At 63.5% G+C, this 24991-nt stretch carries 27 protein-coding genes and 3 pseudogenes; 15 read left to right on the top strand and 15 right to left on the bottom strand.

Annotated elements, in window-relative coordinates; all coding sequences use genetic code 11:
* Positions 1-2 precede the first annotated feature (2 nt).
* The gene (locus BUS12_RS00145) at positions 3-311 is read left to right on the top strand and encodes a high-potential iron-sulfur protein (RefSeq protein WP_074293673.1); all 309 of its coding nucleotides are present in this window, start codon (positions 3-5) and stop codon (positions 309-311) included.
* Positions 312-345: 34 nt separating this feature from the next.
* Here the strand turns inward: BUS12_RS00145 and BUS12_RS00140 are convergent, their stop codons facing one another.
* Together BUS12_RS00140 and BUS12_RS00135 are read right to left on the bottom strand one after the other, a co-directional pair.
* Complete coding sequence (locus BUS12_RS00140) at positions 346-699, bottom strand: DOPA 4,5-dioxygenase family protein (RefSeq protein WP_074293672.1); 354 nt, start codon at positions 697-699, stop codon at positions 346-348.
* Between the two features lie 205 nt (positions 700-904).
* A complete protein-coding gene (locus tag BUS12_RS00135; RefSeq protein ID WP_074293671.1) occupies positions 905-1093 on the bottom strand; it encodes a glycine zipper 2TM domain-containing protein in 189 nt (62 codons plus the stop codon).
* A 253-nt stretch (positions 1094-1346) separates the two neighbouring features.
* On the opposite strand from BUS12_RS00135, the gene BUS12_RS00130 reads away from it, so the two are divergent.
* The 3 genes from BUS12_RS00130 to BUS12_RS00120 all read left to right on the top strand — a co-directional run bounded on the left by BUS12_RS00130 (position 1347) and on the right by BUS12_RS00120 (position 3671).
* A complete protein-coding gene (locus tag BUS12_RS00130) occupies positions 1347-1700 on the top strand; it encodes a YciI family protein (RefSeq protein ID WP_074293670.1) in 354 nt (117 codons plus the stop codon).
* Positions 1701-1874: 174 nt separating this feature from the next.
* On the top strand, positions 1875-2288 hold the full coding sequence (locus BUS12_RS00125) for a YciI family protein (protein ID WP_074293669.1): 414 nt from the start codon (positions 1875-1877) through the stop codon (positions 2286-2288).
* A 108-nt stretch (positions 2289-2396) separates the two neighbouring features.
* Positions 2397-3671, top strand: coding sequence for an RNA polymerase sigma factor (locus BUS12_RS00120; protein ID WP_074296909.1), 1275 nt, complete (start codon positions 2397-2399; stop codon positions 3669-3671).
* Positions 3672-3722: 51 nt separating this feature from the next.
* Here the strand turns inward: BUS12_RS00120 and BUS12_RS00115 are convergent, their stop codons facing one another.
* The 7 genes from BUS12_RS00115 to BUS12_RS00085 all read right to left on the bottom strand — a co-directional run bounded on the left by BUS12_RS00115 (position 3723) and on the right by BUS12_RS00085 (position 8971).
* On the bottom strand, positions 3723-4418 hold the full coding sequence (locus BUS12_RS00115) for a class I SAM-dependent methyltransferase (protein WP_083640173.1): 696 nt from the start codon (positions 4416-4418) through the stop codon (positions 3723-3725).
* Between the two features lie 224 nt (positions 4419-4642).
* On the bottom strand, positions 4643-5236 hold the full coding sequence (locus BUS12_RS00110; protein ID WP_074293668.1) for a DUF4337 domain-containing protein: 594 nt from the start codon (positions 5234-5236) through the stop codon (positions 4643-4645).
* A 78-nt stretch (positions 5237-5314) separates the two neighbouring features.
* The gene (locus BUS12_RS00105; protein ID WP_074293667.1) at positions 5315-5611 is read right to left on the bottom strand and encodes a cupin domain-containing protein; all 297 of its coding nucleotides are present in this window, start codon (positions 5609-5611) and stop codon (positions 5315-5317) included.
* Between the two features lie 117 nt (positions 5612-5728).
* Entirely contained in the window at positions 5729-6661 is a 933-nt protein-coding gene (locus BUS12_RS00100; RefSeq protein WP_074293666.1) for a LysR family transcriptional regulator, read from the bottom strand.
* 137 nt (positions 6662-6798) lie between these two features.
* A complete protein-coding gene (locus BUS12_RS00095; protein ID WP_074293665.1) occupies positions 6799-6975 on the bottom strand; it encodes a DUF1427 family protein in 177 nt (58 codons plus the stop codon).
* Between the two features lie 63 nt (positions 6976-7038).
* A complete protein-coding gene (locus tag BUS12_RS00090) occupies positions 7039-8001 on the bottom strand; it encodes a quinone oxidoreductase family protein (RefSeq protein ID WP_074293664.1) in 963 nt (320 codons plus the stop codon).
* Positions 8002-8152: 151 nt separating this feature from the next.
* Positions 8153-8971 (bottom strand): AraC family transcriptional regulator, encoded by an 819-nt coding sequence (locus BUS12_RS00085; protein WP_074293663.1) that lies wholly within the window; start codon positions 8969-8971, stop codon positions 8153-8155.
* A gap of 395 nt (positions 8972-9366) precedes the next feature.
* Between BUS12_RS00085 and BUS12_RS00080 the strand changes: the two genes are divergently transcribed.
* From BUS12_RS00080 to BUS12_RS00055, 6 genes are all read left to right on the top strand, one after another.
* Entirely contained in the window at positions 9367-9978 is a 612-nt protein-coding gene (locus BUS12_RS00080) for an RNA polymerase sigma factor (RefSeq protein WP_083640172.1), read from the top strand.
* On the top strand, positions 9975-10397 hold the full coding sequence (locus tag BUS12_RS00075; RefSeq protein WP_074293661.1) for a hypothetical protein: 423 nt from the start codon (positions 9975-9977) through the stop codon (positions 10395-10397). The genes BUS12_RS00080 and BUS12_RS00075 overlap by 4 nt, the downstream gene beginning before the upstream one ends.
* On the top strand, positions 10394-10930 hold the full coding sequence (locus BUS12_RS00070; RefSeq protein WP_074293660.1) for a periplasmic heavy metal sensor: 537 nt from the start codon (positions 10394-10396) through the stop codon (positions 10928-10930). The genes BUS12_RS00075 and BUS12_RS00070 overlap by 4 nt, the downstream gene beginning before the upstream one ends.
* A 131-nt stretch (positions 10931-11061) precedes the next feature.
* The gene (locus BUS12_RS00065) at positions 11062-12513 is read left to right on the top strand and encodes a DUF1800 domain-containing protein (RefSeq protein WP_074293659.1); all 1452 of its coding nucleotides are present in this window, start codon (positions 11062-11064) and stop codon (positions 12511-12513) included.
* Between the two features lie 5 nt (positions 12514-12518).
* On the top strand, positions 12519-13667 hold the full coding sequence (locus tag BUS12_RS00060; RefSeq protein WP_074296906.1) for a DUF1501 domain-containing protein: 1149 nt from the start codon (positions 12519-12521) through the stop codon (positions 13665-13667).
* Between the two features lie 54 nt (positions 13668-13721).
* The gene (locus BUS12_RS00055) at positions 13722-13943 is read left to right on the top strand and encodes a YXWGXW repeat-containing protein (RefSeq protein ID WP_074293658.1); all 222 of its coding nucleotides are present in this window, start codon (positions 13722-13724) and stop codon (positions 13941-13943) included.
* A 7-nt stretch (positions 13944-13950) separates the two neighbouring features.
* Here BUS12_RS00055 and BUS12_RS38615 read toward each other — a convergent pair whose 3' ends face one another.
* On the bottom strand, positions 13951-14103 hold the full coding sequence (locus BUS12_RS38615) for a hypothetical protein (protein ID WP_171991563.1): 153 nt from the start codon (positions 14101-14103) through the stop codon (positions 13951-13953).
* 363 nt (positions 14104-14466) lie between these two features.
* Between BUS12_RS38615 and hpnJ the strand changes: the two genes are divergently transcribed.
* From hpnJ to BUS12_RS00040, 3 genes are all read left to right on the top strand, one after another.
* Positions 14467-15888 carry a hopanoid biosynthesis associated radical SAM protein HpnJ gene (gene hpnJ, locus BUS12_RS00050; RefSeq protein ID WP_074293657.1) on the top strand — a complete coding sequence of 474 codons (1422 nt, stop codon included), beginning with the start codon at positions 14467-14469 and terminating at the stop codon, positions 15886-15888.
* 43 nt (positions 15889-15931) lie between these two features.
* A complete protein-coding gene (gene hpnI / locus BUS12_RS00045; RefSeq protein WP_171991562.1) occupies positions 15932-17167 on the top strand; it encodes a bacteriohopanetetrol glucosamine biosynthesis glycosyltransferase HpnI in 1236 nt (411 codons plus the stop codon).
* Positions 17168-17301: 134 nt separating this feature from the next.
* Entirely contained in the window at positions 17302-18330 is a 1029-nt protein-coding gene (locus BUS12_RS00040) for a lysylphosphatidylglycerol synthase domain-containing protein (RefSeq protein WP_074293656.1), read from the top strand.
* Positions 18331-18352: 22 nt separating this feature from the next.
* Here BUS12_RS00040 and BUS12_RS00035 read toward each other — a convergent pair whose 3' ends face one another.
* From BUS12_RS00035 to BUS12_RS00020, 4 genes and pseudogenes are all read right to left on the bottom strand, one after another.
* Complete coding sequence (locus tag BUS12_RS00035; protein ID WP_074293655.1) at positions 18353-19687, bottom strand: type II toxin-antitoxin system HipA family toxin; 1335 nt, start codon at positions 19685-19687, stop codon at positions 18353-18355.
* A 2-nt stretch (positions 19688-19689) separates the two neighbouring features.
* A complete protein-coding gene (locus tag BUS12_RS00030; protein WP_074293654.1) occupies positions 19690-20196 on the bottom strand; it encodes a helix-turn-helix transcriptional regulator in 507 nt (168 codons plus the stop codon).
* 169 nt (positions 20197-20365) lie between these two features.
* A pseudogene (locus BUS12_RS00025) lies at positions 20366-21243 on the bottom strand (sterol desaturase family protein).
* Positions 21244-21420: 177 nt separating this feature from the next.
* A pseudogene (locus BUS12_RS00020) lies at positions 21421-22369 on the bottom strand (AEC family transporter).
* A 107-nt stretch (positions 22370-22476) separates the two neighbouring features.
* Here BUS12_RS00020 and BUS12_RS00015 point away from each other — a divergent pair.
* Positions 22477-23341 (top strand): annotated as a pseudogene (locus BUS12_RS00015) (LysR family transcriptional regulator).
* A gap of 95 nt (positions 23342-23436) precedes the next feature.
* Positions 23437-23973: a GNAT family N-acetyltransferase gene (locus BUS12_RS00010; RefSeq protein ID WP_074293653.1), complete on the top strand. Its 537-nt coding sequence runs from the start codon at positions 23437-23439 to the stop codon at positions 23971-23973.
* Positions 23974-24085: 112 nt separating this feature from the next.
* Here BUS12_RS00010 and BUS12_RS00005 read toward each other — a convergent pair whose 3' ends face one another.
* Positions 24086-24820: a GNAT family N-acetyltransferase gene (locus BUS12_RS00005; protein ID WP_074296902.1), complete on the bottom strand. Its 735-nt coding sequence runs from the start codon at positions 24818-24820 to the stop codon at positions 24086-24088.
* Between the last annotated feature and the right edge of the window lie 171 nt (positions 24821-24991).

Here is a 24991-nt window from a genome sequence, read left to right as displayed (position 1 = left end):
CTATGAAAAACTCACGTCGCAGTTTCGTTCTTTTCAGCCTCGGTGTGGCGTCGTCGCTCGCGCTGACACGCGTCGCGACGGCCGACGCAGCCAAGCTCAGCGAAGCGGATCCCAAGGCGCAAGCAGTGGGCTATAAAGAAGTGGCTGCCACGGTGGACAAGAGCAAATTTCCCAGCTACGTGGCGGGGCAGAATTGCAGCAATTGCTCGCTGTTCCAGGGCAAGGCGTCCGATGCGTGGGGTGGCTGCCTGTTGTTCGGCAGCCTGCAGGTGGCTGCGACCGGCTGGTGCAGTTCTTACGGCAACATGTAGCGGATGCGCGGCGTGACGGCACGCATCCGCGCGCTCACTTGCGGAATATGTCCAGCTTGAGCGTATGCGAGCGGCCGATCCACACCGCCGCGTCGCGATGATCGCGCAGGTCGTCGCCGGTGTTGGGGTGCATGAAGACGTCGAGCGCGCCGTGATTGAGCGTGAGCCATTCCACGATCTCGGCAAAGTGGGGCCGCTCGAACTCGAGTTGATACGACCAGAGCGGATGCGGGCCAACCGGGCGCTCGTGAAAGCGGCCCAGTTGCAGCTTGCCGTCGAAGCGGGCTTCGATCTGTTCGCGCAGCGCCCATGCTGCGTCGCGATGCTCCGCGTCGAAGTACACGTGGGCATGCCAGCTCGTGACAGCCGGCGTGTCGGAATAGGTCATTGGATAAGCGTGAGTTTGGGACAGTCCGTCAGCATAAGGCAGTTTGCGGATGTTGGGGCGCGCGAGGCAATCGCCCGTGCCTCGCGTGTCAATTTTGCCTGCATTGCAAATCGGTTCGCCTGACAGCCTGGCTGCCGGGCGATCTGCTCAGTTTGCCTACGCATTGACCTGCTGATTGCGCGACGCGATCCTCCCGTTCAATGCGCTATTTCCCCAGTTCATAACCCACGGCGCCGCCCACCACCGCGCCACCAATCGTGCCTGCCGCGCTGTGGTTGGTAGCTTCATTGCCGATCACCCCGCCCGCTGCGGCGCCGCCTAGCGTGCAGCCGCTTGCAAGCGATGCCAGAACCACGAGCGTAACGATACCGGTCCACCTGAATCGAGTGCTCATTTTCAACCTCACTTTTTGTGTCGATACCCCTTGTCAGCAAGTCGCGTGCCGGGTGCCCGGCGATCCGCAAGCAGGGTGATGCAAAGGCTGAAGCCGTTCGATGCGTTTGCATCGATCCATCTGCGCTTGCTAGACTGCCTGCGCAAATCGCATCGTTTTGGCGTGTGCCTGTTTTCCGCCTGCCTGCCTACGCACGCCCGCACGCCCGAGCCAATCCGCAAGACGCACGCAGGACGACCGACCGGAGTTCCGTATGGCTTATATGCTGTTTATCGTCGAACCCACCCATCAGCGCAGCGACCGCAGCGAGGAGGAGGGACGGGCGCTCTACGAGCGCATGGGGAATTACGCCGAGCATCTCCGCGAGCGCGGCCTGCTGCTGGCGTGCGAGTCATTGAAGTCGACCCGCGAGGCCGTCCGCGTGCAAAAGCGCGACGGCCAGTCGAGACTGCTCGACGGACCGTTTGCCGAAGCCAAGGAGATGGTGGGCGGTTTCCTGCTGCTGGACTGCGCCACGCGTGAGGAGGCGATAGCGATCGCCGCCGCCTGCCCGGCGGCCGAATGGTGCACGGTGGAGGTTCGCGAAGTCGGGCCGTGCTACGAATGACGGTGGCGGCGCGATAGCGTCGTCACATCACGCCAGTCACGGCTGCCGGCGTTATCCATTCCAGGGGTTTTCCCGGGTGAGTGGGTTCCGTGTCGATCCGTCCACCCGTCGCGCGTCGTATCGGTGAAGAGCACGCAACGCGGCTCGATATCCACTACGACAAGGAGCAATGCAATGCGATTCATGATCATGGTCAAGGCGACCGCACTGAGCGAATCCGGCGCCATGCCGGAGGAATCCCTGATGGCGGCGATGGGCGCCTATCACGAGGAACTGGCGAAGGCCGGCGTGTTGCTCGACGCAACGGGGCTGCAGCCGAGTTCGAAGGGCTGGCGTATCCAGTATTCGCAGGGGCAGCGCAAGGTCGTCGACGGGCCGTTCGCCGAAACCAAGGAATTGCTGGCCGGCTATACGCTGATCCAGGTGCGCTCGCGCGAAGAAGCCATGGAATGGGCGCGGCGCTTTCCGGCGCCGTTCGGCGAGCACGCCGATGGCGAGATCGAAGTGCGGCAACTGTTCGAACTGGAAGACTTCGAACCGGGGCCCGCCATCGATCGCTTTCGCGAACTGGATGCGACGCGGCGCTAATCCGCTCATCGAAAGGTCACATCATGTCTGAGCAGAGCGCTTGCGCCGCCTTCGTGCCGGGACGGCTTCAGAAGGACCCGAACGCAGCGGCGGGGCGCTGAGGTGGCGGTGAGCTCAGCGGCAACGCACCGCGCGATCGAAGCGGTCTGGCGCATCGAATCCGCCAAGGTGGTGGCCTGCGTCGCGCGCATGGTGCGCGACGTGGGTGTAGCGGAGGAACTGGCGCAGGATGCGCTAGTCGCGGCGCTCGAGCATTGGCCCGAGCATGGCGTGCCCGACAATCCCGGCGCCTGGCTGATGACGACCGCGAAAAACCGCGCGCTCGACCGCTTGCGCCAGGACGTGCTGCACGCACGCAAGCGCGAGGAGCTGGGCCGCGACCTGGATGCACAGGAGGCCCACCTCGTGCCGGATTTTGTCGATGCGCTCGATGCCGCGCGCGAAGATGACATCGGTGACGATCTGCTGCGCCTCGTGTTTACCGCGTGTCATCCGGTGCTGTCCACCGACGCGCGTGTCGCGCTCACGCTGCGGCTGCTCGGCGGTTTGACGACCGACGAGATTGCCCGCGCCTTCCTCGTGCCCGAGCCGACTATCGCGCAACGGATCGTACGGGCCAAACGCACGCTGTCGACGGCCAAGGTGCCGTTCGAAGTGCCGCGTGCCGATGCGCGTGCGGCGCGGCTCGCATCGGTGCTCGAAGTCATCTATCTGATCTTCAACGAAGGCTATTCGGCCACGGCCGGCGACGACTGGATGCGCCCGGCGTTGTGCGAGGAGGCGCTGCGGCTCGGCCGTGTGCTGGCGGGTCTCGTGCCGGACGAGAGCGAGGTGCACGGCCTCGTCGCGCTGATGGAGATCCAGGCCTCGCGCATCCACGCGCGCGTCGACGCCCAGGGCCGTCCGGTGCTGTTGCTCGATCAGGACCGCAGCCGTTGGGATTTGCTGCTGATCCGGCGTGGGTTCGCGGCGCTCGAGCGGGCTCAGGCGCTCGGCGGCGCCGGTGGGCCGTATGCCTTGCAAGCGGCGCTGGCTGCCTGTCATGCGCGTGCCCATAGCGCCGAGCAGACCGACTGGGCGCAGATCGTCGCGCTGTATGACGTACTCGCGCAGGTCAGTCCGTCGCCAGTAGTGGAGTTGAACCGGGCGGTCGCGGTAGGCATGGCGTTCGGTCCGGCGGCGGCGCTTGAGATTGTCGACCTGCTGGCCGCCGACGCCGCACTTGCCAACTACCATTGGTTGCCGAGCGTGCGTGGCGACCTGCTCGAGAAGCTCGGGCGCATGGCGGAGGCACGCGCGGAATTCGAGCGTGCCGCAGCGATGACGCGCAACGCGCGCGAGCGTGAGTTGCTGCTGGCACGCGCGCGGCGCGGGGCGGCCTGAGTTACCTCGGTTGCCTCAGTTGCCTCAGTTACCGCCGTGGCGAGCGCTACGTCAGCCGTTCGACGCAGAGGCACTGACAAGAAAGAATTCTCGCGGCGCCGCTTCGGCTTGCGGGTTTGTCAGCGGCTCGACGAACGGCTCGATGCGGACCTGGTTGAAGCCTGCGGCCATGCAAGCCAGTTCGAGCGCCAAGGCGTCGTAGACGGCGAAACCGTACGCGGCAAACGGCATCTCGATCGCGGCATCCGGGGTGATGGCCGCGATCGCCAACACCCCGTTCGAACGGAGCACCCGGCGGATTTCCCGTAAGCCCGCAGCCAGGCTGGTCCAGAAATAGACCGTGTTGATGGCCACCGCCTTGTCGAACGTGTGATCGGCAAACGGCAGAAGGCTGACGTCGGCGACTTCAAGGACAACTTGCTTGCGTGCGATGGAGAAGGCATTGCGCGAGCGCGCCACCTCGATCATGGTGGGTGATATATCGACGCCCGCATAGCGCAGCCCCGGCGCGCGACTAAGGACTGCTGGGATGTGTCCGCCGTTGCCGAGCCCGACTTCCAGGATCTGCTCGCCGGCATGTAGATCGAGCAGGTCGAAGGACGCGTTGATCACAGCCTCATTGGAACGTTGGAGCATGTCGCCGACGGCCACGCCTACCTCACCCGATGGACAACCTAGCTGGGGTAGCAGGACACTCTCGTCGAGATTGGCGACGAGATCATTGGGTGAATCGGATGTCTGGTCCATCAGTCACACTCCGTGTTGAATTGTGCTCGACAGGTTTCAAACTTTATCTCGAACCTGACGTGTCCAAATGCTCACATTTCCACGCGGAAATTATATGATGGATAACTAAGTGTTTTTATAAATTTGCCATTTCTTTGAGAAATTGCAAAGAGGATAGTTCGTACTACATCCTTATCGGAAATGCCTGACATTGATCGGCATTTCCGATGAGGTGTCGAAGCGGACTAAACCGACAGGAACGCCGCCGCGCCGAACAGGAGGCCGGCCACGGCCACCCCCATGGACAGGTTGCGCAGCCACCGCTTGCGCGTGAGCAAGGTGATGGCCGTCAGCGCAATCGAGATCTGGATCAGCGTGGTGGCCTGCGCCCAGCGGTGATGCCCATGCAGCAGCTTCTCGCTTTGCGCGTCGTTGTTGGTTACATCCTTTTCGATCGCTTCGGCGTTGGCGCGAATTGGCTCTTTCTGCTGCTTGTACTTTTCGACATCCGCGAGGAATTTCGCGTGCGCGTCGCTGCCCGGCGACGACAACGCGGCGCCCAGTTCAGCGAGGTTTTCTTTCTCGCCCTTTGCCTGGTAGTACGACCATTGATTGGCAGCCTCGGTCTTCTTGATGGCCGCTTCGTTCTTGTAGTAGAGCGCGAGGTTTTCGCTGGTGCCGCTCTGGTAGGCGTAAATCGCGCCGATCGTCGCAAGGATGGCCGTCATCACCGCCATGCGGCTCGCAAACGGATCGGCATCCGCGTGCGCGCCATGCCCTGCGCCAACGTGTTCGACAGCATGGTCATGCGGACCATGCACTTCATATTCATCTGACATGCAACACTCCGAAACGCACTGATTTATTGAATTCATTGCAGCGGACCTGGCCGCCTGAAACAAGACTCGGCGAGAGCCTCAAACGTCGACGATCACCAGCGTCCCATGACTGCCCGGCAGCACGGCATGCGGGACACCCGCCTGCGCCACGTACATTTGGCCCGCTTCCACCGCGATGGTTTCGCCTGCGACGCTCAGCCGCATCTGGCCGCTGATGACCAGCAGGCCTTCGTTGTAGTCGTGCGTCTCTTCGTCATAGGCGCTTTCGTCCATCCTGAGCACCTTGATGCGTGCAGGGCCGACCTGGCCGAGCACCGTGGAACGCCAGGCGGCCGGCAACGCGTTTGCAATGGAATCGAGATGCAGCAGGGACATAGGTTGGGCTCCGCGGATCGTGCCGGTTGGGGCAGCAGACAGCGCTGCCGGCGTAGGCGCCAGCCAAAGGCCGGTGATGGCGCTTGCTACGCGGGGCTCAATCTTAGCGTGTTGTGTTCAGGATCGCGCGGTGCGATTGGCGAGCTGCTCGACGAGAAAATCCACGAAACTGCGCACGCGCGCCGACAGATGCCGTCCATGCGGGTAGAGCAGCACGAAGGGCCGCGACGCGCCGCCGAAATCCTTCATCACTTCGACGAGACCGCCGTTGCGCAGATCCTGCTCGACCACGAAGCGATACGTCTGAAACAGCCCCGCGCCGTGGCGGGCGAGCGTCACGCCGCCGAGCACGTCGCCGCCGGTCGAATAGCCGCCCTCGGTGTTCAGGTCGACGAAGCCATCGCTGCCGCGCAGCGTCCAGGGAATGCGGCGGCCCGTGCTGGGCAGGTCGAACTGGATGCATTCGTGGCGCTGCAGATCGTCGATCGACTTCGGTGTGCCCGCCCGTTCCAGGTAGGCCGGCGTGGCCACGACCACCAGTTCGGCATCTTCTAGCTTGCGCGCGATCAGGTTGGAATCGACCGGCGCCTTGCCGCGGATGGCGAGGTCGTAGCTCTCCTCGGCGAAGTCGACATTGCGGTTGCTGAGGTGCGCATCCACCCGGACTTGCGGAAAGCGCTCGCGAAACAACGGCAGGAGCGGCAGCACCCGGTAATGCGCGTAAGGTGTGGGCATGCTGATGCGCAGCAAGCCGGCCGGCGCCGACTGTTGCCCGGTGGCCTGACGCTCGGCATCCACCAGTTGCGAAAGCGCGCTGCTGCATTGCTCGAAATAGGCGTGGCCGGCCTCGGTCAGGCGGATTTGCCGCGTGGTACGCACGAACAGGCGCACCCCGAGGCGCTCCTCAAGGCGCGATACCGAACGGCTCACCGCGGCGGGCGTGACGCCGGCCGCGTTGGCTGCCGCGGTGAAGCTCGCCAGTTCCGCGGCGAGGCAAAACAGCTCGATGCTGCCGAGCAGCAGGTCGTCGAATTGCCGTTTGGTATTCATTACATGATGTACGGAGTGAAGGGCGCGTATGACGATCTATTCGCCCAGGCGGCAACAGTATAGTCCGTCCCAAGGGCGTCAAGCCGGCTGGCGGGACCCTTCTATCGCGGCGTGACTCCGGCGCCGTTCCAGCACGGTCAGTTGACGCTCAAGCCCAACAATGTCCGCACCAGCGGAATCAGATGTTCGCCGCCGAGCATGCCGAGCAGCCCGACCAGCGCGATGGTCGGCGGCGCCGGAGATTTCACGTTGACGGCGCTGTAGAACAGGCCCACCACGAGGCCGACCACCAACGACACGAAATACGCTTTCATGATTGCTTTACCCTCTGGCGATGGCGCGCGGCGGGTGTCGATACCCACCGCGCGAACCGGATCTCACATCGTGATGACGACACGCCCGCGTGTGCCGGCGGTGACGGCCTCGTAAGCTTCGCGGGTGTGCTCGAGCGTGTAGCGTTCGGCAATGGCCGGCGGCTGCAGGGCGCCGCTCTCGAAGCCTTCGACCAGCGCCGTCATCAGCCGGGCCGATTCGGCGACACCCAGCTTGGCGCTATCGACGCCGAGCAGCTGAGTCTCGTTATGGTAGAAGTCGATCAGGTCGAGTTCGACGCGGCGCTTGCCGGTTGCGCTGATTTCGACCACGCGGCCGCGGCGCTTGACGAGGCCCAAGGCGGTTTCGAAAGCGACCCCGCCCACCGAGTCGTAGACCACGTCGACGCCGCCGTCGCTCAAGGCCTTGACGCGTTCGATGGCGTGCTCGTCGAACGGCACGTATGCGTCGATCAGGCGGCCTGCCGGCGAATCCGGCAGCGGCGGATGACGGTCCACGCCGATCACGCGGCAGCCGCGCGCTTTGGCGATCTGCACCACTGCACCGCCCACGCCGCCACCCGCACCGATCACAGCAATGGTTTCGCCGGCTTTCAGTTGCGCGTGGTCCACCGCGCCGAGCCAGGCCACCACGAAGTTCACGCCGATGGCCGCCGCCTGTTCATGGCTGAGCGTTTTCGGCTTGCGCGACAGCGCAGCGAGGGGAATCTTGATGAACTGGGCGTGAGTGCCGTCGCGCGTGAAGCCGATGTCGCCGCCCGTGCCCCAAACATCGGCGCCGATCCATTCGGCGGGCCCGTCCACGACGACGCCGCTAAAGTCGCGGCCCGGCGTGCGCGGCAACACGGTGTGCTCGAAATGGCCGGAGACGTTCTTCACATCGCTCGGATTGACCGAGGCGCTCTTGACCTGGACCACGGCGCTGTCCGCGTCGGCCGACGGGGTCGGCACATCGACGTATTCGAGGACGTCCGGGTTGCCGAAAGACTTGAACTGGATGGCTTTCATCGACAATGCTCCTGAGTGGGTGGTGCGCTGCGCGGTGCAGCGATGAACCCATTCTAGATGTCCGAGACTACCTTGTTGAGACAAGCGCTTTCGAATTTCGGACAGCGGTGCCGCGGGCCGCGACACCTTGCCCGCGCGGCCCCCGGGAGGGTTACTTGCCGGCGGGGGCGCCGGTTTCCTCGCGCGCGGTGCTGAGGGTTTCCTGCGGATCGAATTCGGTGGGCGGCGCGCCGAGTTCGCGGCGGAACATGTCGCTGAAGCTGCTCGGCAGATAGCCGAGATCGCGCGCGATGCTGCTGACCGAGCGTCCTTCCGCCAGACCGGACACGGCCACGGCCAGTTGCACCTGGCGGCGCCACTCGGAGAAGCCGATACCGAGCTCACGCGTGAACAGGCGCGCGAGCGTGCGTACGCTCGCGCCGACCGAGGCGGCATGCTGCTCGAAGCTGACGGCAATCGACGGGTTGCCGATCACCGCGCGGCAGAGCGCGTCGAGCCGCCGGTCGGAGGCATCCGGCAGCGGAATGCGCAAGGACGAGCGCGGCGCATGCATCAGCTCCAGCATGGCGAGCTTGTACGCCACCTCCAGATAGGCGCTGTCGCGGGCGTGGGTGTGTTCGTATTCGGCGATGGTGGTGATGAGCTCGCGCAGCAAGCCGTTGATTTCGAAGACATCGCTTTGCTTGCTGAGGTGCTGGACGTTGCGCTTGTGCAGATAGATATTGCGCATCTCGACCTCGCTCATCATGTGGATCGAGTGCACCGTTCCGGCCGGCAGCCACACGGCGCGCTGCGGCGGCACCACCAGCGCCTCGCGGCCGACTTCGACCCACATGACACCCGCCATGGCGTACAGCACCTGCGCCCAGGTGTGCGAGTGGGGTTCGATGTGCATCCCACGTGGATAGCGCCGCGCGAGCGAATGGGCGTCGTCGTCTTCGGGGAGTTCGGGAGGGCGGGCTAGCGGCACGGTGGCTTGGGATCGGCGAGTGGTGGAGGGCGTCACGCGTTCAGGGTCACAGCATAGCGCGAGCCGCGCCGGGTGGGGAGGGCGTGGCGTGGGGCGAGCCCTTCGTCCGTCCCGGCAACAGCGAGGCAACAGCACCTTCGAATTATTTCCGAACCTGCAAAAAAATCCGCGACGGATTTTCCCGGCCGCCGCGTTTAAGACGAAACGGAGCTATTCCGCTTTTCTTAGACCTATGGGAGCGTTACATGCGTTGGATGGACGGTCACTGGGCGTAAACGGCTGGGCCGGCGTATTACCATCCTGCCGTCGTCGTATATTGAAGACTTGAATAAAAACAGGCGCAAAGCGCACCTCTCGGAGCAACGGCAAGTGAGAAAGGCTCGTGTCGCGACACGATATGTCCGGACGCAACGGCGCCAGCCGCGGATGTCACGGAATTGCGCCCCTTGAGCGAGCGCGATCCCGACGCGGAACTCGTCGCGCGGGTCGGCGAGCAGGATCCGGCGGCGGTGCGCACTCTCGTGTCGCGCAAGCTGCCGCGTCTGCTCGCGCTCGCGACGCGCATGTTGGGAGACCGTATGGAAGCGGAAGACGTCGCACAGGAGGCTTTTGTGCGTATCTGGAAACAGGCGCCCCACTGGAAAGAGGGTGAGGCGCGCTTCGACACGTGGATCCACCGCGTGGCGCTGAACCTCTGTTACGACCGCTTGCGCGGGCGTCGTGAAGACCCGGTGGCCGAGCTGCCGGACGAAGCCGATCCGCAGGCTTTACCCGACATGCAACTCGAAGCCCGTGTGCGCGACGAACGCGTGCGCACGGCGCTTGCTGCGCTGCCGGTTCGGCAGCGCGAAGCTCTGGTACTCAACTACTACCAGGAGCTCTCGAATATCGAAGCTGCCGCGTTGATGGGCATCACGGTCGACGCCCTCGAAAGTCTGCTCGCGCGCGCGCGCCGCAATCTGCGCGCACAACTGGCCGGCAGCGGCTTTAGCAAGGACATGCCATGACACCTGAGAGATTTCGTACCATCGTCGACGCTTATGGCGCCGATCCGCGCCGCTGGCCGGACAAGGAGCGCGCGGCCGCCGAAGCCTGGGCCGATCTGCACCGGGTCGAGGCGAACGGTTTGCTGGCCGAGTCGGCTGGCCTCGACGCGTGGCTGGCGAGCCATACGGTTGCGGCGCCGGAGCGTGCCTTCGTCGAGCGCATCGTGGCGGCGGCGCCTGCCCGGCGTCCGGTGAAACATCGCGGACGGCTCTGGTGGCAAGGCGCGGCGTTTGCCGGCATCGGCCTCGCCGGCGGCCTGGCGGGTGCTTTCGCGGTGTCGTTTTTTGTCCTGACCGGCACGCCGCCGCAGGGGCATGAGTCGTCGTCGTATATGACTTCGAGCTTCGACGGTTCCACCGCCGACTGGAGCGGCGAATGAGCGGCCGTACATGGAAGATTCTGCTGGCCGGTTCGTTCGTGCTGAACGTGTTTTTGCTGGGCGCGATTGCGGGTGGGGCGTATCAGTGGTTCGCCGCGCACGACAAGATCGCCAGGGCGCCGCAGCCGCGTACCGCGCTGCGCTTCGCCACGGACGGGCTTTCGCCGGAGCGTCAGAAGCAGTTCATGGCGGCGCTGAAGGCCGCGCGTCGCGACGGTAAGGACGATGCGCGCGCGGGACGCGAAGGACGTCACGAAGTGCTGGCTTTGCTGGCCGCGCCGCAGTTCGATCGCGTCGCACTGGATGCAGCGCTGCAGCACACGCGTGAGGCGGATATCGCGCTGCGCACCGAAGTCGAGAGCAGCGTCGCCGACTTTGCGACGACGCTCACGCCCGATGAGCGCGTCAAGTTTGCTGAAGGACTGAAGCAGGCGGGCCAATGGCGCGAGCCGCCGCCTGCGCCCGCGAAGGGCAAGCGGGCCGCGAGCGCGGAAGCGAATGAGGCGGCGAGCCAGGAGCCCGCGAGCCAGTGAGTGCGCGGTTGAGCGGTTGAGCGTGTGAGCGGGCCGATTCTGGGCCCCGTGCAGAAAACTTCTGTAGGACAGCGACGGAAACGGCGGTCACGAGCGTTTAAAGAAGGTACGCAACGCTCGAAGGAACGCGCATGGTTACGTCACCCAGCGACAACGCCGCGGCAATTGCGCTGAACCGTTTCGGTCTCGGCGCTCGCCCCGACGATACCCCGCCGGCCGATCCCAAGGCCTGGTTGCTCGCGCAGTTCGAGCAGTATCAGCCGCTGCCTGCGGCATGGGCGGGGCAGCCTACTGCTGTGGCGCTGGCGACTCAGCTTGGCGAGCAACGGCAGCAGAATGCCAACGCGAATGCGGGCACCAACGCCAACACCAACGCCGATCCGGTGGCCAGCCAGACCGCTGCTGGCCAGGCTGCCAGGCTAGCCGCCAACAAGGCGATCCGCGGCGAAATCCGCGATATCTATCGCACCGCAGTGGATGCGCGCGTCAGCAGCGCATTGACGAGCTCGACGCCGTTTATCGACCGGCTGGTGCATTTCTGGGCGAATCACTTCGCGGTATCCACAGAAAAACCGCAGGTCGCAGCGCTGGCCGGTTCATTCGAAATGGAAGCGATCCGGCCGCACGTGCTGGGCCGTTTCGACGACATGCTGGTCGCGGTGGAACGTCATCCTGCGATGCAGATCTTCCTCGATCAGACACGCTCCGTGGGGCCCGACAGCATGGCGGCGCTGCGCGCCGAGCAACGCAATCCGGACAACAAGCGCGGGCTCAACGAGAACCTCGCGCGCGAAATCATGGAGCTGCATACGCTCGGCGTGCGCAGCGGCTACACCCAGGCTGACGTCACCGAATTCGCCCGCGCCCTCACAGGGTGGAGCGTGGCCGGCGTGAAGGGACCGCAGCCGAACGGCGCCGCGCCCGGCAGCTTCGTGTTTCGCCCGCAAGTGCACGAGCCGGGTTCGCGGACCATCATGGGGCGCCGCTACGATCAGCAGGGCGAAGACCAGGCGCTGGCGATCCTGCACGACTTCGCCGCGTCGTCGGCCACGGCACAGCACATCGCCGGCAAGCTGGCGCGTCACTTTGTTTCGGACAACCCACCATCTGCGGTCACTGAACGGCTCGCGAATGCCTTCGAGCGCAGCGGCGGCGATTTGCCGACGGTCTATCGCGCGTTGATCGATTCCCCGGAAGCGTGGTCGCCTGTGGCGGTGAAATTCAAAACGCCGTGGGAATGGACGATCTCGTCGATGCGCGGTCTCGGCTGGCAAGAGCCCGGCAATCTGCAGAGCGCGCCGCTCCTCACGCAGCTCGGCGAGCCGGTCTGGCGGCCGGGCTCGCCCGCCGGCTACGACGATATCGCCGCGAGCTGGGCCGCTCCCGACGCGCTGGTGCGCCGGGTGGAAGTGGCGCAGCGTTTTGCGTCGCGTATCGGCGACCGGATCGATCCGCGTACGTTGAGCCAGACGTTGCTGGTGGGTTCGATCAGCGCGCCGACCCAGACCGCGGTATCGCGCGCCGAGAGCGCCTCGATGGCGATCGCGCTGCTGCTCGTGTCGCCCGACTTTCAACGGAGATGAACGCCATGCTTTCCCGTCGCCAATTTCTGAGCTTCGCCGCAGCCGGTGCCGGTGCGATTTTCGTGTCGCCGCACATAGCCTTCGCGAGCGTCGAGACCGACCGCCGCTTCGTCTTCGTGATCCAGCGCGGCGCGGCCGACGGTCTGAATATCGTGGTGCCGTATGCCGAGCCGTCCTACCAGAGCTTGCGCGGTGCGCTCGCCATCGATGCGTCGACGGCCACCAAACTGAACGGTACTTTTGCGCTGCATCCGTCGCTTGCCGAGACCGCGAAAATGTACACGTCCGGCGAAGCGCTGTTCGTGCATGCGGTGGCCTCGCCCTATCGCGACCGCTCCCATTTCGACGGCCAGAATGTGCTGGAAACCGGCGGCACCTCGCCGTATCAGGTGAAGGATGGCTGGCTGAACCGGCTGGTTGCGATGATGCCCGCCAGCCACGAAAACGCCATTGCGTTCGCACCGACGGTGCCGCTGGCGTTGCGCGGCAAGGCCGATGTCACCTCATACGCGCCGTCTGGATTGCCGCAAGCGCCCGACGATCTGCTGACGCGCGTCTCGCAGCTCTACGACCAGGACGCGCAATTCAGGCCGCTTTGGGAATCCGCGATGACGGCGCGCGGCCTCGCGAGCGACGCCGGCGCGCGCCAGGATCCGGCGAGCCTCGGCAAGCTCGCGGCGAGTTTTCTGTCGCGCGAGGACGGTCCGCGCATGGCGATGATCGAAACCGGCGGCTGGGACACGCATAGCGCGCAGAACCCGCGCCTCGCGAATCAGTTGAAAGCGCTCGACACGATGCTCGCATCGCTGCGCGACGGACTTGGCCCGCTGTGGGGCAAGACGACCGTGCTGGTAGCCACCGAGTTCGGCCGCACCGCGGCTGCCAACGGCACGGGCGGTACGGACCATGGGACCGGATCGGTGGCGATGCTGGCAGGCGGAGCCGTGCAGGGCGGGCGCGTACTCGGCGACTGGCCGGGACTGAAGCCCAACGATCTCTACCAGGCGCGTGACCTGCGAGCCACCACCGCGCTCGACGGTTTGATCGCGGGCGCGGCGAGCGAGAGCCTCGGACTCGACCCGCATCGCACGGCAGCCACGCTCTTTGCGCAAGCGGGAGCCACGCAACCGCTGACAGGTTTGATCCGTACCTAGCGTGCAGTCTGGGTGACGGCTGTGTTGTTGCAGTTCTAAAAACAGGAGCTTTAAATGAAAAAACCATCCACCTTCACTGCTGCTTTGCTTTCTTGCGTGTGCGCTGCCTTGCTTAGCGCATGCGTGGTTGAACCGGCACGGCCGCCTCAGCCCGCGCCGCTGGTCGAAGTCGTGCCAGCGTCCCCGGCACCCGGCTATCACTGGGTGAAAGGGCACTACCGTTGGGAAGGCAACCATTGGGAATGGGAGTACGGTCACTGGGCACCGGGCTACTAGGCTTCGCTCAAGAGGGGAGTGCCTGCCCTGCGCGCTCCTCGCGTAGACTGAATCTCACCCTCTCCTCTTCGTCCGGCGGCTTGAGTGCCTCGTCGCCCGGCAGCGCGGCGATCGCTTCATAGATGCGCTGGTTGGCCCAGCGGTTATAGCGGGTCAGCATACAGAGAGTGCTTTCGCTTATTTCACAAAATCTCCATAGGCGGGTTCGATAATCGAAGAAGGTGCTTTGCCCCGTTAAACGGGATTGCATTATTACGCAGGCCTTTCGTCTTGACGGATGACTTCCTGTTGATTGACGTTTTGCCTACGACTTGCCTTCAGACAGGGTGGCGTCACGCAAAAGTGTGCGGCACCCGAAGATAGATCCCAGGTTGATCGAACTATTGCGGCGGGTTAAGGTTTTCTGCGCTCGGAGACATACATTAATAAGCCCCATGGTTGCGGCAGGAACGCTTCTCCGCACCGCCACCTTTGTCGTTCCCCTCGCTTATCAGGCTCAATCGAGCTGGCCGGAGCATCATTCATGAAAACGCTGTTTTTGCAGGCCCCATCGTATGACGGTTTCGATGGCGGCGCGGGTTCGCGCTATCAGGCGAAGCGCGAGATCCGCTCGTTCTGGTATCCCACCTGGCTCGCACAGCCGGCGGCACTCGTGCCGGATAGCCGCGTGCTCGACGCGCCGGCGGACGGTTTGTCCGTTGAGGCTTCGCTCGAGATTGCGCAGCAGTACGAGCTTGTGATCATCCACACCAGCACGCCGTCGTTTCCCACTGACGCGATGTTTGCGCAGGACCTCAAGCAGCTCAAACCGTCGGTGATGATCGGCATGGTGGGTGCGAAGGTCGCCGTGGATCCGCACAACTCGCTGACCGCGAGCGAGGCGATCGATTTCGTCTGCCGTGAAGAGTTCGATTTCACCTGCCAGGAAGTGGCCGCAGGCAAACCGCTCGCGCAGATACAGGGCCTGAGCTATCGCGCAGCGGACGGCTCGATCGAACACAACGAGGCGCGCCCGATCCTCGAGAACATGGACGAGCTGCCCTTCGTCGCGCCGGTCTACAAGCGCGACCTGAAGATCGAAAACTACTTCATCGGTTACCTGAAGCATCCGTATGTATCGATCTACACGGGTCGCGGCTGCCGTTCGAAGTGCACGTTCTGCCTGTGGCCGCAGACGGTAGGCGGGCACCGCTACCGCACGCGCTCGGTGGAGAATGTGCTGGAAGAGGTGAAGTGGATCCGCGACAACATGCCTGAGGTCAAGGAGATCATGTTCGACGACGACACCTTCACCGACTTCAAGCCGCGCGTCGAAGAGATCGCACGGGGTCTCGGCAAGCTGGGCGTGACGTGGTCCTGCAACGCGAAAGCGAACGTGCCGTATTCGACGCTGAAGATCATGAAGGAAAACGGTCTGCGCCTGCTGCTGGTGGGCTACGAGTCGGGCGACGACCAGATCCTGCTGAACATCAAGAAGGGTCTGCGCACGGACATCGCCCGGCGCTTCAGCGAGGACTGCCGCAAGCTGGACATCAAGATTCACGGCACGTTTATCCTGGGGCTGCCGGGCGAGACGCAGGAGACGATCGAAAAGACGATCGAGTACGCCAAGGAAATCAACCCGCACACGATCCAGGTGTCGCTGGCGGCGCCGTATCCGGGCACGACGCTCTACAACCAGGCGGTGGAGAACGGCTGGCTGCAGGAGAACAAGGTGATCAACCTGGTGAGCAAGGAAGGCGTGCAGCTGGCGGCGATCGGTTATCCGCATCTGTCGCGCGAAGAGATCTATCACCACGTCGAGAGCTTCTACAAGCGCTTCTATTTCCGGCCCTCGAAGATCTGGGAGATCGTGCGCGAGATGCTCATGAGCTGGGACATGATGAAGCGGCGTCTGCGCGAAGGCGTCGAGTTCTTCCGCTTCCTGCGCGCTCACGAAGCGTAACGGGCATGTGTCCCTTCCGCCGTGTCGCGTGGACGGACCCGTCATGAAGCGCCTCGCCTGGCTCGCGTGCCCGATTGCCGTGCTGCTGGCGATCGGGCTGATCGAACTCGAAGGATCCCTGCGCGCGCTGCATCTGTTGCGCCTCGCGCTGGCGGTGCTGTGCGGCATGGGGGCGATGTTCGGCATTGCATACACGGTACTGGCCGGCGCGCTGATCGGGCGTTTCTTCGCGCGTCCCCCCTCGGAGCCCAGCAGCTATCCGCCGGTCACGATCGTCAAGCCGCTGCACGGCGACGAGTGGACCCTGCTCAGCAATCTGGCGAGCTTTTGCCAGCAGGACTATCCGGGTCCACTGCAATTCCTGTTCGGCGTGCACGACTCGGAAGATCCGGCATTGCACACGGTTGAACAGTTGCGTCTGCTGCATCCTGATGCGCATATCACGGTGGTGGCCGATGCACGTCTGTATGGACCCAACCGCAAGATGAGCAACATCCTCAACATGTTGCCCGAGGCGCAGCATGACGTGCTGGTGTTCGCGGACAGCGACGTGAGCGTGGGGCCGGATTATCTGCGCAACGTGATCGGCGAGTTGCAGAAGCCCGGCGTGGGTCTCGTCACCTGTGTCTATCGCGGCCAGCCCGATCCGGGGTTCTGGCCGCGGCTGTCGGCCAAGGCGACCAATTACCAGTTCCTGCCGGGCGTCGTGACGGGGCTGGCATTGGGGATGGCGCGGCCGTGCTTTGGGCAGACCATTGCGATGCGGCGCGAAACGCTCGAGAAGATCGGCGGCTTCGCGCAGTTCGTGCATCACCTGGCGGAGGATCATGCGATCGGCGAAGCGGTGCGCATGATTGGCGAGAAGGTGGTGATACCGCCGTTCACGGTGTCGCATGCGTGCGTCGAGACCAGCGCCACCAAGCTGATTGCGCACGAATTGCGCTGGAGCCGGACTATCCGCACGATCGATCCGGTCGGCCATTTTGGCTCGGCACTGATTCATCCGCTGGCCTTTGCCTTGCTGACGATCGTGTTGTCCGGCGGTGCGGCATGGGCGTGGCCGCTCGTGGCGGTGGCGCTGCTCGCGCGGCTGGCGCTGAAAGTACAATCGGATCGCGCGTTGCGGCAAGTGCGTCGCGACCTGTGGTTGTTGCCGTTCTGGGATATCGTGTCGTTTTTGATCTTCGTGGCGAGCTTCTGTTCGACACGAGTGATCTGGCGAGGCGTGAGCTTCAAGGTGGACGGCAATGGTTTGCTGTCGCCAGTTCAGGACGAGTAAGGGGTTATGCGGATTTTCTTTGCAGGCTGCGCGGGTGGGTTTCAGCGGACCTCCCGGCAACGTGGCGTATTCGTAGTACCAGTCACCGCGGTCAATGCGGTGATGCTGGGGGCGTGCAATAAGGTGGCAGCGTGATGAAGCATGTCGGTCGTCTCGCCGCGTTGCTTGGCTTGATTGCGTCGCTCTGGCTGGTGGTGCACGACAACCCGGGCGCGGTGCTCGGGCTCATGCGCGCCGCCGGCGCGGGGCTGGTGCTGGCGGGGCTCGCCCACGTACTGCCGATGCTCGCCAACGCGCGCGACTGGCAAAGCCTGATACGCGGCGCGAACCGGCCCAGCCTGGCGGGCATGTTGCAACTGGTCTGGATTCGCGAATCGGTCAACAGCATGTTGCCGGTGGCGCGCATCGGCGGCGAGGTGGTGTCGTTTCGCCTCATGCGGCGTCGCGGTCTGCGCGGCTCGACCGCGGCGGCGAGTCTGGTGGTCGATATGCAGCTCACGCTGATCAGCCAGTTGATGTTCACGCTGGTCGGCATCGGCTTTCTGTTTGCTCACGCGGCGTCGGGCACGCTACGTCTCGCTGCCGATCTGGCCTGGGGCATCGTGGCGCTCACGCCGTTGCTGGTGCTGTTCGCGCTGGTGCAGCACGCGAGCCCGTTCGAACGCATCACGCGCATGCTGAACCATGCGACGAGCGGGAAGCTGGCCGCGTTGGTGGGCCAGTCGGCACAGATCGATCAGTCGATCAAACTGATCTGGCGCCGCCGTGGCGTGGTGCTGCGCTATCTGTTCTTCTGGCAGCCGCTGCAGTGCGTGCTAACCGCGCTGGAGATCTGGCTGGCGCTGTACTTTCTCGGTGCACGCGTGAGTTTTACCGAGGCGGTGGTGATCGAGTCGCTGATTCAGGCGGTCAGTAGTGCGGCGTTTTTTGTGCCGGGCGGGCTGGGGGTGCAGGAGGGTGGCTTCGTCCTGATTGGCGGCGCGCTGGGGCTCGATCCGGCGACGTGCCTTGCGCTTGCAGGGGCGCGGCGGATTCGCGATCTGCTGATCTTTGTGCCGGGGCTGTTGGCGTGGCAGATCGCGGAGTCGTCGGGGAAGGTGGGGGCGAGGGCGTTGGCGGCGGTGAGCAGCGGTGGCGTGGAGGGTGGGGAGTCGCGGGGTTGAAATCACGGGGCGTGATCCCCGCTTACTTCGACAGGGCCAGTTTGCTGCTCAGCCGCTGCATGCCGTTGAAAATGGCCTCCGCAATATCCATGGGGAAGTCTTTTGGCAGGAGGCCCGCAACCTCGTCGATGACATCCGAGGTCTGCGCAGTCAGTTCGCCGATCATCTCTTCGGTCTCTGCAGCAGAAAATCCGACGCGTTGCCCTTGGGCAATCCAGTGACGGCGCTGGATCTGGTTGATCAGATAGTGGACGTTCTTGCCACGCACCGCCATGGCCAGTTTCGCCTTTTGCACGGCAATGTGATTGGCGCCCCTGCCTATGATCGGATGAGCGGACAATACATCATAGAGCGGCGTGGATTCGTAACGGTTGGCCGGCAGGTGGGCGATGCTGAAGTTTTTTGCATGACCATCCGTGGCCGCCAGCAGCCAGAAGATCATTTGCGTCATGAAGAAGTGACGCCTGTCCGTGGCTTCGCGCTCAGACCGTTCGAGCACGTGCATGATGGCTTCAATGCCTGGGCCGCCGTCAGACTCGTACTTTTGAAGTGCAGGTGTGCCGGTTGCCTGACACATATCCTCTTGCGGTAGCCGCAAAATCCAGCTTGCGTCGCTTGATAACCTGCGGTCGAAGCGTTCGACAATGAGTACCTTCTGATCCTCGAACCTGGCGATTTCGCATTGGGCGATGGGCAGGCCATAGGCTGCGACGATTTTCGAGCAGAGCCACTCGTTTTCCACCGAGGTGCGCATGTCGGCCCGCATGTTGCCTACCAGGCCCAACGGCAACTTGAAGATATGCGTGGTTGGCGTGCTGCCCTCAGGCAGCAGCCATCGGTTACCGCTTCGGAGAAGGGCCGTTTTTTCCTGCGCGCCGGCGATGGACAGGCGCAGATCATCCACAGGTTCATGCTGGCCCAACTGGATTGCCGAGGTTGTGTCCCGCAGCAGGCGGGCGATCTCACCCTGCTTGAGTTCGCGTCCGCGGATGCTCCTGAGATCGACCGGCGCCTCGTCCAGCGGGAGCATCTGGATGGCGCCCACGCAGTCTCGGCCCAGTTTCGCGAGAAGCTGGAAAGGCTCGGTGCTACCGGTTTTGTAGCGTGTGGCAATGCGGCGGCGGATCGCCTCGCTGTCAGGAAGAAGATTGTCGAAATAATCCGCTACGACCTGGCCGCTATAAGGCTGGTTGCCCGGTGTGAAGGGCAGCGATAGGGAGAGGGGGCGCCCTTGGGGATCGTCGATCCAGTCGTCCCGATACACGAGCCGCTCGCCGCTGCGAGTGGTTTCCCAATAGCCGACCGGCAGACCATTCATCCACAGATCAAGCCGATTCATTTGCGTGCGGCGCGGCATGTTTACCAATTCTCCCTTTTCTTGTTGCTCCCTCCCGTCGTTCTGGCGCTTCGTCGGACAGTAGGCTCATTGTTGTTGCTGCTTTTCCGGGTTGTTTCAGCCCGTTTTGGGGCGCTGCTGGCACGCAATGAGGTTTCCTGCGGACTTTTCGTCTTGCCAGGCGTGACGCGTTTTGCGTGAGCGGCCGGCAAGGTCTTTGCCTTAGCACCCTTATTTTTTCGGGCTGCGACGGACATGCTTGCCGGAGGAGGCGGAGCAGTCTTGCGCGGAACGCCGCCTTTCTGTGGACGCGCAGCGGTGTAAGCCAGCGTCAGATCGACATCCAGTGCACGCAAGACCCTAAAGAGCCGCTCTACGCTGACTGCGGCCGGATTGGCCTCAAGCTGGGCGTAAGTCTGCTGCGTCACACCGAGGCGACTGGCCATCATGGCTTGCGTGAGCCCAGCAGCTTTGCGGAATCCCTGCAGAATGGGCCGTAGCTGATTAAGCGTCTTGATCGGATAATCCACCGTAGGTCTCCGGTCCGTATTCAAGCACAATACAGGTTATAGACTGTAAATGCAAATAACAGCCTATAGGCTGTATTTCGCAAATACAGGCTATAAGCTGTACGCCTTGCCGGCAGGCTTGCTCGGCAAGGACAATTTCAGTGCAGCGGAACACCCGTGCAAGCACGCCTTAGTGCGTCACCCCCCGCCGCAAATCCTCCGTCGTTTCCCCTGCACCGTCCGGCCTCCAACCCGGCGGACGCAGCACATATCCGATCGCGGTCCACGGACGCTTCGACGATGCGATGTCGCGAGCGAGGCTCACCCAATGTTCGAACTGCACGACAAAGGGATTGTGCGAACGTGTCGGCGTTGTGAGGCCATAGCGGCAGGGCAGATCGTCGCGCTCGGCGACGTAGGTGCCGAACAGGCGATCGAAGATAATCAGCACACCGCCGTAATTCGCATCCAGATACTCTACGTTCGATGCGTGATGCACGCGATGAGCCGATGGCGTGTTGAACACATATTCCAGCCAGCCTAGTTTCGGCATCCATGTGTTGTGCAGCAGAACTGATACAGCAGATTGATCATCAACGTCGCCAGCACGACTTCGGGGCGGATGCCGAGCCAGACGAGCGGCGTGAAGAACATCGCGGTACCGGTCAGCTTTCCGGTCCAGCCAAGACGGTATGCCGAGGAGAGCGTCAGTTGATTCGGCGAATAGTGAACCGCATGGGTTGCCCAGAAGAAACGGATGCGGTGAGACGCGCGGTGATACCAGTAATAGAAGAACTCTTGCCCGACGAACAGCAACAACACCATCAACGCGCTGTTGATAGTGGCCGTATAGATGCGATGGTCCCATGCAAACGCGAAGATCGGCGCAGCCAGCGATAAGGGCAGGAGCGCAAGCAGCTTGCGGCCGACCAGGTCGGTCAACGACAGCATCACTTCATGCCAGTCGAAATGCGCGGTTTTTTTGCGGCTGAGGACCCATGCTTCGATCATCGACGCGCTGACGACAATCGCTGTAGCAAAGAGCGAAATTTTTCCTGTGGAGATCATTGTGTGCCTGTTCCGACTCGTGAGGGGACGAATCGTCTGCGGCACCGATCGCCGCCGCGTCCCATGAAACCAGTCTAGGGACGGGCACGGTTAAAAGATATGTGCGAGATATGTCGCGCAGTGTCACGACGCGAGCGAGCGTGAACGTGCCGCACCACCGCACCGCCACGCCGTCGTTCAGGCGCCGTGCCGCATAAACAATAGCAGCAGCGAGAGCGTGACGAGCGAACCCAAGGTGGACAGAAGAATAGTCCGCGATGTGATGTGCGCTTCGCGCCGATAAAACTCCGCAAGCATGAACGGACCGGTGCCGGTGGGCAGGGCAGCCAGCACGACGGCCATTTCACCAGCATGGGCGACAGCGCAAACACACGTGCGGCGAGCCACCAGGTCAAGGCCGGTTGCAGCAGCAACTGGTGGCGGTAAGCAGCAGTGAAGCGCCGTTTTTCGTCGCCTTGGCTTGACCCTCGCGCTTTTCTGCGAGGAACAGACCGAGGCTCACCAGCGCGCATGGGCTTGCGGCGCCGCCCAGCAGTTTCAGAAACGTCTCCGCGCTTTGCGGCAACGTGACGTGAACGCTGGCCACCAGCACGCCGACGATGGGCGAAACAATCAGCGGATTGCGCGCCAGCGAACCCACCACCTTCAACGCCAGCCGGTGAGGCGCGCGCTCGGTCTGCAGACCCACCTCGATCAGGACAATCGCGATTGCAAACAGCACGCAGGCGACGAGGATCGTAGCGATCGTGGTCGGCGTCAGGCTGACGGGTCCAAACGCGATCAGGCACAGCGGAAAGCCGATGTAGCCGGTGTTCGGATACGAGCCCGCAATCGCATCGACGCTGGCGTCGGCCAGGGGCCGGCCGCCCAGCAGACGCACGGCGAGAATCAGCAAGAATATCCCGGCGCAGGCCAGCGCGAAGGTCGCGACAAACGCCGGCTGATACAACTGACGCCAGGTGGCGTGGGCCATGATGTCGAACAGCAGCGCGGGCAGCGCGAGCCAGACGACGAAGCGGTTCAGTTCCGACGCGGCCGTGGGCCCCAGCAGGCCGCGCTTGCGGCACACGAAACCCGCGAAAATCAGGCCGAATACGGGGAGCAGAATCTCGAGGGTCGATAACATCAGTGAGGCAGGCCGACAGGCTGAGAAAAGACGATTCGCCAGAGTAGTGGTTCACGTTGATACAATCAAATACCGTTTCGAGTGCCCAACAATACCTTTTTTGCATCGTGATCGACGTCAAACCGCTACGCTACTTCGTGACGCTGGCCGAGACCCGCCATTTCGGCCGGGCCGCGGCGCGGCTCAACCTGTCGCAACCGCCGTTGAGTCGCCAACTGGCGGCGCTGGAGGCGAGTCTCGGCGTCACGCTGATCGAGCGCAGTCCGCGCAGCGTCACGCTGACGGCGGCCGGCGAGCGGTTCTACGCCGACGCCAAGGCGATTCTCAGCGCAATCGAACAGGCCGCGCGTAATGCCCAGGCGGCCGCGCACGGCGACACGGGGACGCTGGCGATCGGCTTCACGATGTGTGCCGCGTACAGCGTGGTGCCCAGTTACGCGCGGACTTTCGGTTCGGCATATCCGGAAGTGGCGCTCAATCTGCGCGAGGTGGTGTCGAACGATCTTGCTGCGCAGGTGCTGGCCGGCCAGATCGACGCGGCAATCATGTTTCCGGGCGCGCCGAACAGGAGCCTCGCCATGCGCACGATTGTCAGCGAGCCGCTGTGTGTGGCGCTGTCGCGGACTCATCCACGAGCGCGGGCGCGGCAACTGAAGATTGCGCAACTGGCGGGGGAGCCGTTTGTGCTGGCGTCGGAGGAAGTGGCGCCCACCTTGCGCCACCATCCTCGAGCATTGCCGCTCGGGGGGCTTCGAGCCGGATATCCGTTTCGAGGTGCAACTGCAGCAGACGGTGCTCAGTCTGGTCGACGAGGGTGTCGGTGTTGCGCTCGTGCCGGCTTCGATGCGCAAGGCGCAGCTTGCAGGCGTGGTGTTCCGGCCGCTGGCCGATGCACCGACAATCGAGCAGGTGCTGGTGTGGTCGCCGGTGAATCGCAACCCGTGTTTGGAGCGGTTTTTGGAGCTGGCGTAGAGCGAGTGCGAAGTTCGGTACTTGCATGGCATTGCCTAACGCATTGCCCAAAATCTGCGATCATCCCAACCACCTTCAACCCCATTTTCCGCACCATGGCCCAGTCCAGCACGTTCCTCGAGACTGATCGTCTGACCATGCGTCCTCATGTCATCGAGGATTTCGACGACAGCTTTGCGATGTGGTCCGATCCGGAGGTGATTCGCTTTATCGGCGGCCAGCCGTCTACCCGCGAAGAGGTTTGGGCGCGTCTGTTGCGCTACGTCGGGCATTGGGCGCTGCTGGACTTCGGCTATTGGGTGGTGCGTGAAAAGGAGAGCGGCCGCTTTGTCGGCGAAGTGGGCTTCGCCAATTTCCGGCGTCAGATCGAGCCGCCGCTCGACGACATGCCCGAGATCGGCTGGGCGCTGACGCCCGCGGCCCACGGGCGCGGCTACGCAACCGAGGCGGTGCGCGCGGCGCTACGCTGGGCCGATGCAGAATGGCCCGCCACCCACACTGCTTGCATCATTGCGCCGGAGAACACAGCGTCCCTGCGGGTAGCGCAAAAGTGCGGTTACGTAGAGTGGGTTCGCGGCGTCTACAAGGGCAAGCCGACTATCCAGTTTCGCCGCGCCGCCGCGCCGGCCTGACACGAGTACGAGGCGCGGTAGCCCCGGTCCGGCTGACGGACAGCAGGCCGCGCCAGGTAACCAGGCGCCAGATAGCCGGCGTTCGGAAGCAAGCGCAAAGCCAGCGGCGATTTCAGCCGCCAGCCTTCGCCTTCGCTTCGACCTCCGCCGCCAGCGCTTGCCGTTGCGCGATCAGATCGCCCAACCGCTCGCGCTGATTGCCCTGCGCGTCGAAATTGCGCTCGTCGAGCCACTGCGCGAAGCCGTCGCGCACCGCAGGGTATTCGCTGTCGATGACCGAAAACCATGCTGTATCCCGGTTACGTCCACGTGTGACGATCGCCTGGCGAAAGATCCCTTCGAACTTGAAGCCATACCGCAGCGCAGCCGCCCGCGACGGCCCATTGAGGGAGTCGCATTTCCATTCGAAGCGCCGGTAGCCCAGATCCTCGAACACGTATTTCATCATCAGCCCCATTGCATCAGTCGCGATGCGGGTCCTTTTCAGACGCGGCGAATAGGTCACGTGACCCACTTCGATCACGCCATTAGGCGCATCGATGCGCATCAAGGCCAGCGTGCCGACGGCCTTGCCCGTAGCCAGGTCGATCACCGCATGGTGCATCGGATCGGTTAGCGTTGCCGCTTTGGTCAGATGTTCCCGATACGCTTCGAGGCTCTCGAACGGCCCTACCGCCAGATAGGTCCAGTCGCGACCGTCCTCGGCGGTGCGATAGGCCTCGTACAGGTCTTCGACATGGCGCTCGACGTCCACCCGCTCGATCCGGCAATAGCGCCCGACGAGCGGCTCGCGCCCCGGCAGTTGTGCGCCTTTCCAGTCCGGCACCGGTAAGCCGATCGGCTGCATGTATTCGTTGAGACGTTGTGCCACGTTCCTCTCCTTGCTTGCTTGTTGCCCGATGACCCGCTGAAGGGTCGCGCAACGGCGTTGATCAGATCTTGCCTGAGTTGCATTCAACAGAGACGATACGGCAAACGTGGTATGTTAAAAAGATCCAGAAACCACCATTTGATAGGT

This window comes from Paraburkholderia phenazinium (genome assembly GCF_900142845.1).
Taxonomy (GTDB): Bacteria; Pseudomonadota; Gammaproteobacteria; order Burkholderiales; family Burkholderiaceae; genus Paraburkholderia; species Paraburkholderia phenazinium_A.
The sequence above is the reverse complement of the archived record's forward strand: the minus strand, read 5'-3'. Positions and strand labels throughout refer to the sequence as shown.